This window comes from Exiguobacterium sp. SH3S1 (assembly GCF_004337105.1).
Classification (GTDB): domain Bacteria; phylum Bacillota; class Bacilli; order Exiguobacteriales; family Exiguobacteriaceae; genus Exiguobacterium; species Exiguobacterium aurantiacum_A.
The window spans coordinates 187,031-201,378 of sequence record NZ_SJUW01000003.1 but is presented as its reverse complement, the minus strand read 5'-3'; the positions used below and the strand labels follow the sequence as shown (position 1 = coordinate 201,378).

Sequence of the window (14,348 nt, the reverse complement as noted above, 5' to 3'; positions counted from 1 at the left end):
AATCGAACTCCCCTTTTGTATGGGTCAGACGTGAAGTCGCTTCACGACCCGAATTTTTCCGTTTGGTTCTTTTTTGATGGCCGGCACATTTTTAAGACGGATTCGCATATTCGGTGTGAACAGTCGTTCCACTTCTTGCTTTAATATCGTCTCATGTTCGTTTTCGAACCGGTCCTCATCTTTGACATATAACATTTCAATCTGGTCGATCTCATGTTGGAGCACTTGGACTTGAAGTACCGAGTTCGGCAGTACGGCGACGGTCGCCGTCAAGTCGCCTTCGAACACTTTATAACCTTCCGGTGTCTCGACGTAATTCATTTGACGGCCATCGATCGACGAGATGACCGTACCCGTCTGGCCGCACGGACACGTCTCATCGCTGAGCGTCATCCGGTCTCCGATCCGATAACGGACGAGCGGCGTGCCGTGGGTCGTGAAGCTCGTGACGAGCACTTCTCCGTCCTCCCCGGCCTCAATGATGCCGCTCTCCGGATGGAGGTGCATCCGTCCATGCTGACATTCGGTGACGAGCGGTGCGCCTTCTGAAGAAGCGTATTGGTCGTATACCGGGGCGTCGAAAACCTCCTCGAGCAACGCGCGTCCCCATGGCGACAACGTTTCGGATGTCGGAAAGATGGCGATTGGCTTGAACGTCAAGCGCATATCCGTGTCTTTTAAATACTTGGCGACTTCGATCATCGCGGACGGCGAACCGTCGAGGGCGTCAGGTTGAAAGTCGTTCAATGATTCGACGTAGGCCGGGATTGTTTTCGGATGAAAGTGAACGACCGAGTAGAGCATCTGTTTCATCGGAGCGTTATAACGCCAATAGACCGGCTCTTCCTGGCCGCGCGGACAAATCATCCGATCGGTGAAACTCGCCCGCTTCATCCCTTTTGTAAAGCCGTGCTGCTCTTTAAAGTAATCCAAGTGGGCCATGCGGGCTTGATAATCTTCGACCGTGAATCGGACTTGGAGTGCCGTCCCGGTCGTTCCACCCGTACACCCGATAATTGGTGCTTTAACGTCCGAGAAAATAGTCGGTTCGGTACGAAGTGTCTCTTTCTCAAGCACTGGAATTTGTTTCAAATCGCTCAGTTGCAGAAGCGGTAGCTCCACGTGATGGCGGTCAAACAAGTCTCGGTAGTAGCTGTTATGCGTCTGACAGAACTTGAGGAACCGATTGAGCTGGTTTAATTGGGTTGTTTGCGGATCGACGAGCCGTTGACTTCGGAGCTTGGTCAACTTTTTATCGTAATAGGGACCGTAACGCTCACGATATAACTTCAACCCGTATAGCGAGATGAGCCAATTTTGGACCGGCAACGAGGAGTTGCTATAGATTTTGTCTTGAAGTGACATCATCACTCGATTCCCTCCTTTAACGCATGGTGATACGCGATATACCAATCGATAAATTCATGCACCCCTTGTTCAATCGGGGTCTGTGGTTGAAAATCAATCGCTTCATACAGTTCCGATGAATCGGCAAAACTTTCCGGCACGTCACCCGGCTGCAGCGGGAGTTCGTTCACGATTGCTCGCTTCCCGAGTTTTTTCTCGATGATCCGAATAAAATCCATCAGCTGGACCGGACTATGATTGCCGACATTGTACACACGGAACGGGACATCACTTCGGTCCGGGAGCGGATCGTGATAGTCAAACTCTTCGTCAGCGAACGGTTGAACGTCCATCAAGCGGACGATCGACTCAATCACATCGTCGACGTAAGTGAAGTCACGGGCCATTTGCCCATAGTTATAGACGTCGATCGGTTCACCTTTTATAATGGCTTCTGTGAATTTGTACAGCGCCATATCCGGTCTGCCCCATGGTCCATAGACGCTGAAAAATCGTAACCCGGTCGTCTTTAGACCGAACAGATGGCTATACGTGTGGGCCATCAGTTCATTCGCTTTCTTCGAAGCCGCATATAACGAGAGCGGATGATCGACCGGGTGCTGTTCAGAGAACGGCATCTTTTGGTTCGAGCCGTACACGGAGCTTGATGATGCATAAATCAATTGCTCAACCGGGAAGTTCCGGCACGCCTCAAGGATGTTTAAAAATCCGACGATATTCGACTGTATATAAGCGTCCGGATTCTCAAGACTGTAGCGGACACCTGCTTGCGCAGCCAAGTTGACGACGATGTCAGGACTCCGTTTCTCGAACACCCGTGTGACAGCCATTTTGTTCTCGAGCGAGTCCCGATACAGTTTGAAGTTCGGGTGCGTCAAGACATAGAGACGCGCCTCTTTCAAATGAGGATCGTAGTAATCATTCACTTCATCAATGCCGACGACGTGGTGCCCTTCTCGCAACAGCCGGCGCGCCAAATGAAAGCCGATGAACCCGGCGACACCTGTGACGAGCACAGTCTTTTTCATAACGTCTTCCTCCTTTGAGTGGGGTCGCTCGAACGAATCCGAACGGGCTCGATCTGAGGCGCGAACATATCTGCCATCACTTCTTCCGGGATTTCGCTGTTGGCGACAAACAAGAGGAAGGACGTCAATGCGCTTTGTTGGTCAAGCAGATGTTCAATCGTACGTAAAATTGGTTCGACCGATTTGAACGATCGCGTACAGCCGACAAAAATTTTATCGTACACTTGATTTTCGCTGCGTTCGCTCGTGGCAAGCAGCTCCTCATACAACTTCTCGCCCGGCCGGATTCCGCTGTATTCAATCGGAATTTGCTCAAGCGTGAAGCCGCTGAGCGTGATCATCCGTCGGGCCAAGTCGACGATTTTGACCGGCTGTCCCATATCAAGGACGAACACCTCACCGCCATTCGCGCGAACACTTGCTTGAACGACGAGCCGACTCGCCTCGGGGATGGTCATAAAGTAACGCGTCATCTCGGGATGTGTCACTGTGATCGGACCACCACGTTCAATCTGTTCTTTGAACAACGGGACGACCGAGCCGCGACTGCCGAGGACGTTACCGAACCGAACGACCGAGAACGTCGTCGCACTATGACGCGCTTGTTGCTGCACAATCATCTCGGCGACCCGTTTCGTCGCGCCCATCACGTTCGTCGGATTGACCGCCTTGTCTGTCGAAATCATGACGAAACGTTCGACGTTAAACAAATCAGCGACTTCAACCATATTTTTCGTACCATAGATGTTGTTCTTCACAGCCTCTTTCGGGTTCCCTTCCATGAGCGGGACGTGTTTATGGGCCGCCGCGTGATAGACGATCTCAGGCTCGAACTGTTCGAATACTTCCATCAACCGCGCCCGGTCTTGGACGTCCCCAATGATCGGACAAATCTCCGTTTCCGTTTGTAAGTCTTTAAGTTCGCGGTCAATCGAATAAATGCTGTTCTCGCCATGTCCGAACAAGACGAGACGTCCCGGTTCGAATTTGATTAACTGCCGGCATAGCTCAGATCCAATCGAACCGCCAGCACCTGAAATTAAAATGGTCGTGCCTTTTAGCTTATGTGAGATCTCGGATACGTTGAGTTGGACCGGCTCTCGTCCGAGCAAGTCCTCAATCGCCACTTCCCTGATCTCATTCATCGATACTTTTCCGGAAGCAAGCTCTGAGAGCATCGGCAACGCGTGTGATTCGACGCCTGTCTTCTCGATTCGCTTGAGCAGTTGCAGCCGCTTGCTGTAAGGCAGGGACGGGATTGCGAGAACAACGACTTCAATTCCGAGCTCTTCAATTTTTCGCTCGAGCGCATCAATCGGGCCAATGACCGGTGTCCCGTGGATATAGAGCCGTTGCAGGAACGGATTGTCGTCTAAAATACCGACAACGTTTAACACGCTCGTCCGATGTTCTTTCAACTCTTTCGTGATCTTTTGTCCTGAGTCCCCACCGCCGATGATGAGTGCCGCTTTCCCGCTCGGCGGAGCGTTCCGGAAGCGGAAGAAAGAGCGGGTTCTCGCCACGATCCGGATGAACAGCATCCCGTTGAACGCGAGCAGGCTCTGGACGAACAGCGCTTGATACGATACATTCTTTAACACGACGAGGGCACCACCGAGGACAAGTAAATCACTCGTGAGCAACACGAGGGCGAGCAATTGTAGCTCACGCATCGAACCGTACCGCCAGTCAATCCGATAAACGCGTGTCAGCCACCCGAGGACGAGCAGAGCTGTACTCTTCAGCGCTAAAATCGTCATCAACTTCGTCGTGTCGTCGGAGACGGTCGTGTCATGAGCGAACAACAGTTTGAACGTGAGAAAGATGGCCGCCGCCGCGATCGTCACGTCGAGCATCATAAGCATCGTGTTTTTTCGGTCCATCGGATAATGATTGAATCGAATAGTCATCCTGTCACCACCTTTAAAGATTGCCGAATGTAACCGGGTTATTCGCTGATGCTAGATTAGTACCCGTTCGAGATTCACAATCTGAAAGAAAACCATAGCTTTTTCATAGCAACGAAATTTAGCCATCAAACAGTTTTACGAATGTATGATGGCCATTTCTTTTTGTTTGTGAATATTTCCGCACTAAATGGGTAATATTGAAAGTATATGAGTCGTGAATTAGGTGTAAATTGTCAATAAGGAGGGGAATTTAGAAATAAGTAAGCATGCATGCTCGTCACATGATTTCTTCACGACTTGCTTACACCGTCAGTCACGAGCCATTTATGTTCGTTGTCAACCGCAGTCGCGCCCTCGACCGTTTAGGCTTTCCTTGAGGACCATTACTGTTCAACCACACCATGACCTTTGAAGCAATCAAGTGCTTCTAAAAAGGAGAGACATCACGATGAAAAGATGGACAGAGCAGCAAATCATCTCATGCCTACAACAAGCAGCGAATGAACTCAAAGAATTCGATACGAAACAATACACACTCTGGGCCCGCAGCAAAGACGTCCCTTCCCTCTCGACCGTGATTTACAAATTCGGTTCCTGGCGCGAAGCCGTTCAAGCCGCTGAAATCAAAATGATGTACCGCTATTATTCGGACGAAGATATTTTAACCGCATTAAACGAGGCTGCCGAAGAGCTCGACATCTTTACGAGCCAAACGTATCGGGAGTGGGCCAAAGTCGCACAAGCCCCATCGCTCACCCTGATCAGCAGCCGGTTCGGCTCGTGGTCAAACGCACTGCGCGAAGCGAAGTTGCAGACGACGACGGCCCGCAATAACGAGGAGCGCATCATTCAAGCACTCATCGAGGCGTCCGCCGAACTGACACGTCTCACTTCACAGCACTACGCTGTCTGGGCGCAGGAGAAGGGATATCCGACCGTGGCGACGATTGCCCGGAAGTACGGTTCCTGGAGCTACGCCTTGTTCGTCCTCGATATTGCCCCACCGAAACGAAAATGGGACGAAGAAGACGTCATCGAGGCGCTCCGGGTTGCTAAAGATGAATTAAACCATTTCAGCATCCTTCACTACCGCAAATGGGCCGAAGGACGAAACGTGCCGAGCACGTCGACAATCAACGCCTTGTTCGGCAGCTGGACCGCCGCTTTGAAATGTATGGAACAACAGCAAGTCATCACATGACAAAAGCGCCGTCTCTCGATGAGACGGCGCTTTTGTCATGTGACGATCGTGATGAACAGCGGGATACCGACGAGCAAATTGAACGGGAACGTGACGGCGAGGGCGAGCGTCAAATAAAACGACGGCTCGGCTTCCGGGACGGACGCCTGGAGCATCGCCGGCGCCGCGATGTAAGAGCCGCTCGCAGCGAGCGTCATGAGCAAGATCGTACCCCCGTCAGACAAACCGGCCAGTCCGGCTGCAAAGTAGCCGACAATGGCCCCGATGAGCGGGAACATCGTCCCGACAATTAAAAACTTCATGCCGTAGGCCGGGACGTCTTTCAGCTGATGGCCAACCTTGACCCCAAGGCTCAGTAAGAATAAGAGTAAGACGCCCGGGAACAAGTCGACGAAGAATGGTGTCAGCGCCGACGTGTCCGGTGTGACGAATCCGACGACAAGGCCGGCGATGAGCAAGAGGATGCTCTTTGAGAGCATACTGTCCCGGATGACGGTGAACGACTGGCTCGGGGCGGCCGTGATGCCGAGCACACGCGTCTGGTTGTACAGTAAGAGCGCGACGACGAGACCGGGAATCTCGAGGACGACGACGAGCGTCGTCATGAACGGTTCATAGCTGATACCGAGCCGCTCGAGCTGGGCGGTCGCAGCGACATACGTCACAAGCGAGACCGAACCGAACGTCGCCGCCATGGCGATCCGTTCGTGAAAGCTGAACTTGAGCAGACGACCGAGTCCAAAAGCGACGAGCGGTAAAACCATCCCGAGGACGAGCGTCACGGCGAGCGGTGCCGCAAGCTCGTCAAGCGAGACAGCGGCGAGTCCCATGCCGCCTTTTAACCCGATGGCGAGCAGCAGATAAATGTTGAGCGTCACACTGAGCGATTCGGGGATTCTTAAATTCGACTTTCCGAGGGCGGCAATCACGCCCGTCACGAACAGGAGCACCGGGGCGCTCGTCAATAAAAACGTCAATAGTTCCATTGTTTCCTCCTAGACGACAAAAGCGCACACCAAAGAAAGGTGTGCGCTGCATGCCGACGGCTCGAACACGGTCGTTCCGTCTAGCCGACAACTGTCGGGGTAGTTTTTGACAGCTCCGTTTCAGGACGGCGGTGGAAAGTTCCCGTAGGCATTCTCCACCAATCCTGACGCGTCTCTGCTTCTAGTGTAAAAATGTCGTTACGCCTTGTCAATCACATCGTCCCACGGTGCATCCAACCGAAAGACGATGAGGCGTTCGCCTGTCTTCGTGCTGATGTCCGTATGGAGCGACACGAGCCGTCTCCCGAGTACGTCATGAATGATTGTCTCGAGTTGGACCCGGCCGGATTCGACTAGGTTGTTGCGGTATTTCTTTAACTGATCGCGACCACTCGACTTCGCGGCGAGTTCATACTCGGCCGGGGTCAAGACGCCTTGCAGCGTCACGATGGCCAAATCGCGGAGCAGGTCACTCTTACACGTTAATGAACCGCGCCCGAGATACTCTTTCTCCCATTGGGTGATCCGGGCGCTCAGTTCCATCTCGAGCTGACCTTTTTTTTTCATCGTTACTTCACGAATCCGATCATCATCTCGCGAAGGATCTTCGCGGCGGCGATCGCCGTCATGTCTGACTGATCATACGCCGGTGACACTTCGACGAGGTCGGCACCGATGATATCAAGGTCAGCATTGGCGATGGCATGGACCGACTCGAGCAACTCTTTCGTCGTGATGCCGCCGATCTCTTGCGTGCCGGTTCCCGGTGCTGCCGACGGGTCAAGGACGTCGATGTCGATTGTGACGTACACTTTTTTGCCGGCGAGCGTCGGCAAGACGCGCTTGAGCGGTTCGAGTACTTCATATTTGTACAAGTTGTAGCCGACTTCTTTTGCCCAGTCGAACTCTTCTTTCATCCCCGAACGAATCCCGAACGAGTAGCAGTTCGACGGTCCAATCAAGTTGGCCGCTTTTTTGAGCGGTGTCGAGTGCGAGAGCGGCTCGCCTTCGTAATCGTCACGAAGGTCGGTGTGCGCGTCGATGTGCAAGATGACGAAGTCGGCCCCGTACGCGTCATGCATCGCTTTGATGACCGGCCACGTGACGAGGTGTTCGCCGCCCATACCGAGCGGGAACTTTCCTTCCTTGATGACGTCTTTGACGAACGACTCGATCATGTCGAGCGATTTTTGGGCGTTGCCGAACGGAAGCGGGATGTCCCCTGCGTCATAGACGGCCGCTTCGTTCAAGTCCCCGTCAAGGTACGGGCTGTATTCTTCAAGTCCGATCGACACTTCACGGATGCGGTTCGGACCGAAACGTGAGCCCGGACGGAAACTGACCGTCCAGTCCATCGGCATGCCGTAAAGGACCGTCTTCGCATCCGTCACTTCCGGCAGGCTCGCGATAAACACTTTTCCTGAGTAGGCTTCATCGAATCGTTTGATCATTTCGTCAAGTCCTCCACGAATTTAGGAAGTACGAACGCCGCCGAGTGAAGCGCTGGCGTATAGTATTTCGTCTCGATGTCGTGGAACCGCTCAGCCGGTACTTGAAGCGGGTCGTACTTCTTCGAGCCGATCGTGAACGTCCATAAGCCGCTCGGATACGTCGGTACGTTGGCTGTGTACAGCTTCGTGATTGGGAAGATCTCTTTCACGTCACGCTGTACCGTTTGAATGAGTTCTGGTGTGAACCACGGGTTATCCGACTGCGCGACAAAAATCCCATCGTCTTTGAGTGCTTTCGAGATTCCCGCATAGAACCCTTTCGTGAACAAGTTCGCTGCCGGTCCGACCGGTTCAGTCGAATCGACCATGATGACGTCGTACTCGTTTTCAGATTTCGCGATGTGCATGAAGCCGTCGCCGACGATGACTTCGACGCGCGGATTGTCAAGCTCACCCGCAATATTTGGCAAGTATTTCTTCGAATATTCGATCACTTTCCCGTCGATGTCGACAAGAACCGCTTTCTCGACTGTTGGGTGTTTCATAATCTCACGGATAACTCCACCGTCGCCGCCGCCGACCACGAGAACGTGTTTCGGGTTAGGGTGCGTGAACAGTGGCACGTGCGCCACCATCTCGTGATAGACGAATTCGTCTTTATCCGTCGTCATGACCATTCCGTCAAGCAACAACATTGTACCGAACTCGTCCGTTTCGACCATCTCTAGTCGTTGAAACTCCGTTTGTTCGCTCTCATAAACGTGGTTAACCCGGAACGTGATCCCGTAATCTTCTGTCTGGTGCTCCGTAAACCATAACTTTAATTTTTGGTCCATCGATAGAACCCCTTTCTGTTCAAAAAGTTGTTCGTATGCGAGTGGCGTTTTGAGGCGCTTCTTATTCATACGATAGGAAGTATACAAAAACTGTCCGCATTTTGCACGATTTTTTTATTTATTCGTCCAGATGTGTGATTTTTCCATGTGGTTTAGCCGATAAACTGGATATAGATGTATTTTATAACAGTAAAGGAGGGATCCTATGTGGTCTCCTTGCGTGGCCTGCTCCACGACAATCCCGCTCTTTGAACGGGGCTTGTTGGTCGTCAACGACCAACCTCAGCCATACGAATCATTTGATGAACTCAAGACTAAACTATCTTCGGTCGAGGACAATGTATATTGTGTCAACCCTGCCACGAAACAGCAAACGCCGATTCTACCAGCAGTCGATTTGCTCGAACAGATCGCCAACCGTGACACGATCGAGCTGATCCAACACGGGGAGTTCGAGAGTCACCTGCAACCGATCATCCATCTCGACACAGGTGAGCGGTTCGGTTACGAGGCGCTCCTTCGCAGCCCGAACAATATCTCGCCTGGGGAGCTGTTCCGCGCCGCCAACCGGTTCGGACTTCATTCGAAGCTCGACCAACGCGCCCGGTCCGAGGCGATCAAAGCGACGTATCACGCCGTCGCACCTCACGAGAAGACGTTCATCAACTTCTTGCCGTCGACGATCTACAATCCTGACTACTGCCTGCAACACACGTTCGAAGTCATCGACCACTACGGGCTCAGTGCCGACCGCTTCATCTTTGAAGTCGTCGAGACGGAGCAAGTCCAGGACGTCGCTCATTTGCAGCACGTGTTCGCCACATATAAGAAACGCGGCATGAAAGTCGCGCTCGACGATGTCGGCGCCGGCTTCTCGACGCTCGATATGTTACAGCGGCTCGAGCCCGATTACGTCAAAATCGATCGGTCGTATATTTCGTTCTGTGACCAAGATGCCGAGAAACGTACGTTCTTGAAGAATGTGCGTCAATTGACGCGCTCGATGGGTATCACCATCCTCGCCGAAGGGATCGAACGCGCCGAAGAGGTCGACGTCTGTCGCGAACTCGGTTATGATCTCGCCCAAGGTTATTTCTTCGGAAAACCGTCTCCATACGCGCTATGAAAACAAGGCCTAGAGCGCGTGCTCTAGGCCTTTGTTTCAATAGTCATCTTCTTCTGTATCTTCATTCATATCGTCTTCTTGCATTTCCGTGTCATCGTTGTTCATCGGTTCCTCGTCCGCTCCCCCGCAAGCGCCGAGAATGATGCCTGTCGCGAGAAGCGACGCGGCCAATGTACCTTTTCTTTTCATCAAACACACCCCTTTTTGAAAGTTCTGCCGTATAATACGGTTTATTCCCTTGGCTTATCCAATCAAACGTCTTTTTAGAGTGAACTACTCACCACTTATTTGCTTCGCAAGCGATTCATCTCCCACCTACGCTGGGCTTCGCCCCAGACGCTTAGAGGTGGGAGAATTCTCGCTTAATTAGATTAAAACTGTCTGATTGGTGGAATCAATTTAATGATGACAACTGAACAGAAAGAAGGTGTACCTTTTGAAACGACGTGTCTTACAACTAATCGGAATGTTCGTCCTCGGCATCTTCCTTCTGCTATCGCTTTACTCGATCGATGGATTGATCCCGTTTTTGATCGGTGTCGGCATCCTCGCGCCGCTCATCGTCGGTTGGAATATTTTGTTTGACCAAGTTCAGCCGCAAGCGAAGCTCGCCTGGCTGCTCACCGTCTTATTCATCCCGTTTCTCGGCGCCCTCGCCTGGGTGCTATTCGGCCGGACACCGAAACGCCATCGCCGGATCAAACGAACTTCGTCTGAGATTCGGATGTTCCGGCAAGCGATCGAAGCCGACCGCGTCGAGACGACGAATGACGTATCCGACCGATTCCCTCTCACGAGAGCGCTCGAGAAAATGGGTGCGACCGGTGCCGACGGCCATACGGCGACGAAACTGCTCGTCAACGGAGATGAAAAGTACGACGCCGTGCTCAAAGATATCGAGCAAGCGACGCACCATATCCACGTCCAATATTATTTGTTCCGGACCGATGAGATCTCCCTGAAAATTCGCGACGCCTTAATCAAAAGATCCAATGAAAACATCACCGTCCGCTTTCTTTATGACGGTCTAGGCAGCCAAGAGATCAGTGAAGATTTCCTAGAGCCTCTCCGCGAGTCGCGGGTGCACGTCGAAGCGTTCGATCCGGTCGTACATCCGCTGCTCGTCTTTAACGCCAACTTCCGAAACCATCAAAAACTCATCGTGCTCGACGGACGAATCGCCTACACCGGTGGGCTTAATGTCGGCGATGAATATCTCGGCAGACATAAGAAGCTCGGTTTTTGGCGAGATACGCATTTGCGTGTCGAAGGACCGCTCGTCCGGGAGCTTCAGCGTCTGTTCATCGAGAATTGGCTTTATGCCGGACACGAAGAAGATAGCGAGACGTGGGACTTGTTCGCCGACGCTAAACACCTTCCAGAATATTTCATTAACGAACCGCAAGACGCGAACGGGGCGACACAACTACTCGTGACGTCTCCCGGTAAGGACGTCACGATCCGGGACGGGCTGATGCGTCTGTTGATGGAAGCGAAAGAATCGATCTGGATCACGACCCCTTACTTGATTCCGCCGCCCGAACTGCTCGCCGTGCTAGAAGTCGCGGGTAAGAGCGGCATCGACGTTCGCATCGTCGTCCCAGGACAAGGCGACGAATGGTTCAGTTTCCATGCGACCGAATATTATTTCGAGCAGCTGCTGAAACGTAACATCCGCATTTATAAATACAATCGCCATTTCATCCATGCAAAAACCGTCCTCATCGACGGCAAGATTGCGCTCGTTGGGACGGCTAACTTTGATTTCCGCAGCATGTATTTGAATCACGAGATGACGATCGCCCAGTTCGAGACGTCATCAATCGGTCAACTGCATGACGCGTTTTTGAAAGACTTCGACGAGTCGACTCTCGTCGACTGGTCGATGCTCCGAAAAAAATCGAACGGCAAACGGTTCATCGAGGCGCTCTGTCATATCTTCTCGCCGCTTCTTTGAAACGTACGCCAGAGGAGATAGATGAGCAAGAGTAGCGCGATCAGCACGAATTGCCAACCGGTCGCAACACGCATCACGGCCGTGACCGTGAGCGCCTCGATAAGGAGCGCCGGGATTTTCCCAATCGTGCTCGCCGCGGCGAACGACGGGAGCGTCATCCGGCTGAACGCGGCCGATAACGTGACGAGTCCGGACGGGACGAACGGCATGAGTCGCATCCCGAGGACGAGGAACCACGCCTCAACCCCGCTCGCTTCGCGGAGACGCTTGAAGCGCTTTCCGTTCGGTGACGTATACGTTTGTAGCGCACGTCGGTACAGTACGAAACTGATGACCGCTCCGACCGCCTCACCGATGATTGAGACAGTGACGCCGAGACCGAAACCGAGAATGTTTACGTTCAGCGCCGTCAAAAACGCGCTCGGCAACACGCCAGCGACGGCGACGGCACTGTTTAAGACGATGCTGATGACGACAAACAGCGGGATCGGGAGCAGTTCCCATTCCATCATTCAAACCCCATTTCAAAAGGCTGACCCCGCGAGGTCAGCCTTTGTTTTATTTCGCTTCGACTTCATCCCACGCGTCTTCGTCGACAGGTGGAAGGTGTTTCTCTTCAAGCTTCGCTACAACGACCGCACATGTCGCGTCACCCGTGATGTTGACGGACGTACGGAGCATGTCGAGGATACGGTCGACCCCGATGATGAGGGCGATCCCTTCGACCGGCAAGTTGACCGACTGTAAGACGAGTGCGAGCATGATGAGCCCGACACCCGGCACACCAGCCGTCCCGATTGAGGCGAGCACTGCCGTGATGACGACCGTCACGAGCTCGGTGATCGTCAAATCAGCGGCGAACACTTGAGCGATGAAGATTGTCGCGACCCCTTGCATGATGGCCGTTCCGTCCATGTTGACTGTCGCGCCGAGCGGCTGGACGAATGACGAGATCGAACGTGGGACGCCGAGCTTCGTTTGGGCGAGTTCCATCGACACCGGAAGCGTCGCGTTTGAAGACGACGTTGAGAACGCGAGCGTGATCGCTTCATAGAAGTTTTTAAAGAAGAAGACCGGACTCATCTTGCCAAGCAAGATGAGCGCTCCGCCGTAGACGATGGTCGCATGTAAGAACAACGTCAAGACGACGGCAAACATGTACCATGCCATCGCTGCGACAGCATCAAACCCGATACCGCCGATGGCCGAGGCGATCAACGCGAAGGCACCGTATGGGGCGAGCTTCATGACCAAGTGAATGAGATGCATCATGATGCGGTCCCCTTGTTTCACGAAGCGACGCCACGTCTTGGCACGTTCGCCGAGGGCGATCATCGCAAACCCGATCAACGCCGCGAAGACGATAATCTGTAGCATGTTCCCTTCAGCGAGCGCTTGAATCGGGTTCGTCGGAATCATATTGACGAACGTCTGGACGATGTTCGACGATTCTTCTGTCGTTGTCGATTCAAATGCTAGATTGGCTGTTTCGAAGTTGCCGCGTTCACCTGGCTTGATGACCGACGCGACACCCATCGCGAGTACGATAGCGAGCGCTGTCGTCGTCAAGAAGAATAGAAGCGCCTTCGACCCGACGCGCCCGAGCTCTTTCGGGTCACCTAGGCCCATGACACCGAGAATGATCGAGAAGAAGACGATCGGGACGACTAACATTTTAATCAAGTTCAAAAACACTGTCCCAACTGGGGATAGTATGTACGTATTGATCACGTCGTAGACGTTACCGGATAGGCCGGCGAGACCGAGACCGACGATGACCCCTAAGGCGAGGCCAATCAAAATTTTCTTAGTTTCACTCATCGTGTCACCCTTTCTTTTTTACACAGTGCGTTTAGTATAGCATAATGCTAAATTTTCTTACAATTCCGCTTGAAACACACGCCATAACACGGTCATTTTCCCAAGTTGCTTCAAAAGAAAACAAAAAAGATTGGAGACCGTGACGGTCCAATCTTTTCACTCGGCAGCGAGACGCGCGAGTTCAGTATGAAGTTCGGTCGACTGGTCCCAAATCTCCAGACGGTGCTGTTGCAGAAACTCCGCGAGCACGCTCCGTGACGGCGCATCCATCATATCGATGAGGATCCGTCCTTTGAGCGACTTGTCCATTTGGTTGACGTGATACGGGAGCAATTTATACCCGCGACGCGCCTCCAAGTCAATCGACATGTCACAAGCCGCAATCCCGCCGTAGTAAAACCCTTCCGGCTTGCGTCCGACCGTCACCCAGACAATCCAATACGGTTTACCGTTCGGCACCGCTTCCGGGTCGGTCAAAAACTTGATCCGCTTCTCGATCGCCGACTTGGCGTGCATCGCACCCATGTCGATCACTGCCGTACCTGCCTCGACGTCGATGATGACGGGCGACATATTGTTCAAACTGAGCGATCCGACCCCAAAACCGCCGTGGCCGTCCGTCGCATCGTCAGCGATAATATTAAAGTTGATATCTTTCATGGCA

14 protein-coding genes are annotated in these 14,348 nt (G+C 52.8%); 3 read left to right on the top strand and 11 right to left on the bottom strand.

Features of this window, described 5'->3' with window-relative positions; genetic code table 11:
* Window positions 1-24: 24 nt before the first annotated feature.
* From EVJ26_RS05455 to EVJ26_RS05445, 3 genes are read right to left on the bottom strand one after another with little or no spacing between them, the layout of a single operon-like run.
* On the bottom strand, window positions 25-1,368 hold the full coding sequence (locus tag EVJ26_RS05455; protein WP_131457769.1) for a phenylacetate--CoA ligase family protein: 1,344 nt from the start codon (window positions 1,366-1,368) through the stop codon (window positions 25-27).
* Window positions 1,368-2,396 (bottom strand): NAD-dependent epimerase, encoded by a 1,029-nt coding sequence (locus tag EVJ26_RS05450; protein WP_131470004.1) that lies wholly within the window; start codon window positions 2,394-2,396, stop codon window positions 1,368-1,370. The genes EVJ26_RS05455 and EVJ26_RS05450 overlap by 1 nt, the downstream gene beginning before the upstream one ends.
* Window positions 2,393-4,306, bottom strand: coding sequence for a polysaccharide biosynthesis protein (locus EVJ26_RS05445; RefSeq protein ID WP_131457751.1), 1,914 nt, complete (start codon window positions 4,304-4,306; stop codon window positions 2,393-2,395). The genes EVJ26_RS05450 and EVJ26_RS05445 overlap by 4 nt, the downstream gene beginning before the upstream one ends.
* A 448-nt stretch (window positions 4,307-4,754) precedes the next feature.
* Between EVJ26_RS05445 and EVJ26_RS05440 the strand changes: the two genes are divergently transcribed.
* Window positions 4,755-5,507 carry a homing endonuclease associated repeat-containing protein gene (locus tag EVJ26_RS05440; RefSeq protein ID WP_131457752.1) on the top strand — a complete coding sequence of 251 codons (753 nt, stop codon included), beginning with the start codon at window positions 4,755-4,757 and terminating at the stop codon, window positions 5,505-5,507.
* A gap of 35 nt (window positions 5,508-5,542) precedes the next feature.
* On the opposite strand, the gene EVJ26_RS05435 is transcribed toward EVJ26_RS05440, so the two are convergent.
* The 4 genes from EVJ26_RS05435 to speE form a co-directional block, all read right to left on the bottom strand.
* Window positions 5,543-6,493: a sodium-dependent bicarbonate transport family permease gene (locus tag EVJ26_RS05435; protein ID WP_131457753.1), complete on the bottom strand. Its 951-nt coding sequence runs from the start codon at window positions 6,491-6,493 to the stop codon at window positions 5,543-5,545.
* A gap of 198 nt (window positions 6,494-6,691) precedes the next feature.
* A complete protein-coding gene (locus tag EVJ26_RS05430; protein WP_131457754.1) occupies window positions 6,692-7,060 on the bottom strand; it encodes a Na-translocating system protein MpsC family protein in 369 nt (122 codons plus the stop codon).
* 2 nt (window positions 7,061-7,062) lie between these two features.
* Window positions 7,063-7,944 (bottom strand): agmatinase, encoded by an 882-nt coding sequence (speB, locus tag EVJ26_RS05425; RefSeq protein ID WP_131457755.1) that lies wholly within the window; start codon window positions 7,942-7,944, stop codon window positions 7,063-7,065.
* Window positions 7,941-8,780, bottom strand: a complete 840-nt coding sequence (speE, locus tag EVJ26_RS05420) for a spermidine synthase (protein ID WP_070328241.1) — start codon at window positions 8,778-8,780, stop codon at window positions 7,941-7,943. Before speE ends, speB begins: the two co-directional genes overlap by 4 nt.
* 205 nt (window positions 8,781-8,985) lie before the next feature.
* On the opposite strand from speE, the gene EVJ26_RS05415 reads away from it, so the two are divergent.
* A complete protein-coding gene (locus EVJ26_RS05415; protein ID WP_201738335.1) occupies window positions 8,986-9,906 on the top strand; it encodes an EAL domain-containing protein in 921 nt (306 codons plus the stop codon).
* 36 nt (window positions 9,907-9,942) lie between these two features.
* On the opposite strand, the gene EVJ26_RS14405 is transcribed toward EVJ26_RS05415, so the two are convergent.
* Window positions 9,943-10,095 (bottom strand): hypothetical protein, encoded by a 153-nt coding sequence (locus EVJ26_RS14405; RefSeq protein ID WP_161566971.1) that lies wholly within the window; start codon window positions 10,093-10,095, stop codon window positions 9,943-9,945.
* 238 nt (window positions 10,096-10,333) lie between these two features.
* On the opposite strand from EVJ26_RS14405, the gene cls reads away from it, so the two are divergent.
* The gene (gene cls / locus EVJ26_RS05410) at window positions 10,334-11,863 is read left to right on the top strand and encodes a cardiolipin synthase (protein WP_131457756.1); all 1,530 of its coding nucleotides are present in this window, start codon (window positions 10,334-10,336) and stop codon (window positions 11,861-11,863) included.
* On the opposite strand, the gene EVJ26_RS05405 is transcribed toward cls, so the two are convergent.
* The 3 genes from EVJ26_RS05405 to EVJ26_RS05395 form a co-directional block, all read right to left on the bottom strand.
* Window positions 11,839-12,372 (bottom strand): TVP38/TMEM64 family protein, encoded by a 534-nt coding sequence (locus EVJ26_RS05405; RefSeq protein WP_236634096.1) that lies wholly within the window; start codon window positions 12,370-12,372, stop codon window positions 11,839-11,841. The genes cls and EVJ26_RS05405 overlap by 25 nt on opposite strands.
* A 49-nt stretch (window positions 12,373-12,421) precedes the next feature.
* Window positions 12,422-13,684 carry a dicarboxylate/amino acid:cation symporter gene (locus EVJ26_RS05400; RefSeq protein ID WP_131457758.1) on the bottom strand — a complete coding sequence of 421 codons (1,263 nt, stop codon included), beginning with the start codon at window positions 13,682-13,684 and terminating at the stop codon, window positions 12,422-12,424.
* A gap of 156 nt (window positions 13,685-13,840) precedes the next feature.
* The gene (locus tag EVJ26_RS05395) at window positions 13,841-14,344 is read right to left on the bottom strand and encodes a YwhD family protein (RefSeq protein ID WP_131470002.1); all 504 of its coding nucleotides are present in this window, start codon (window positions 14,342-14,344) and stop codon (window positions 13,841-13,843) included.
* Between the last annotated feature and the right edge of the window lie 4 nt (window positions 14,345-14,348).

What these genes read in the sequence shown, in the direction of transcription:
- EVJ26_RS05455 (WP_131457769.1), bottom strand. Translation starts at nt 1,368, where the DNA reads ATGATGTCACTTCAAGACAAAATCTATAGCAACTCCTCGTTGCCGGTC.
- EVJ26_RS05450 (WP_131470004.1), bottom strand. Translation starts at nt 2,396, where the DNA reads ATGAAAAAGACTGTGCTCGTCACAGGTGTCGCCGGGTTCATCGGCTTT.
- EVJ26_RS05445 (WP_131457751.1), bottom strand. Translation starts at nt 4,306, where the DNA reads ATGACTATTCGATTCAATCATTATCCGATGGACCGAAAAAACACGATG.
- EVJ26_RS05440 (WP_131457752.1), top strand. Translation starts at nt 4,755, where the DNA reads ATGAAAAGATGGACAGAGCAGCAAATCATCTCATGCCTACAACAAGCA.
- EVJ26_RS05435 (WP_131457753.1), bottom strand. Translation starts at nt 6,493, where the DNA reads ATGGAACTATTGACGTTTTTATTGACGAGCGCCCCGGTGCTCCTGTTC.
- EVJ26_RS05430 (WP_131457754.1), bottom strand. Translation starts at nt 7,060, where the DNA reads ATGAAAAAAAAAGGTCAGCTCGAGATGGAACTGAGCGCCCGGATCACC.
- speB (WP_131457755.1), bottom strand. Translation starts at nt 7,944, where the DNA reads ATGATCAAACGATTCGATGAAGCCTACTCAGGAAAAGTGTTTATCGCG.
- speE (WP_070328241.1), bottom strand. Translation starts at nt 8,780, where the DNA reads ATGGACCAAAAATTAAAGTTATGGTTTACGGAGCACCAGACAGAAGAT.
- EVJ26_RS05415 (WP_201738335.1), top strand. Translation starts at nt 8,986, where the DNA reads ATGTGGTCTCCTTGCGTGGCCTGCTCCACGACAATCCCGCTCTTTGAA.
- EVJ26_RS14405 (WP_161566971.1), bottom strand. Translation starts at nt 10,095, where the DNA reads ATGAAAAGAAAAGGTACATTGGCCGCGTCGCTTCTCGCGACAGGCATC.
- EVJ26_RS05405 (WP_236634096.1), bottom strand. Translation starts at nt 12,372, where the DNA reads ATGGAATGGGAACTGCTCCCGATCCCGCTGTTTGTCGTCATCAGCATC.
- EVJ26_RS05400 (WP_131457758.1), bottom strand. Translation starts at nt 13,684, where the DNA reads ATGAGTGAAACTAAGAAAATTTTGATTGGCCTCGCCTTAGGGGTCATC.
- EVJ26_RS05395 (WP_131470002.1), bottom strand. Translation starts at nt 14,344, where the DNA reads ATGAAAGATATCAACTTTAATATTATCGCTGACGATGCGACGGACGGC.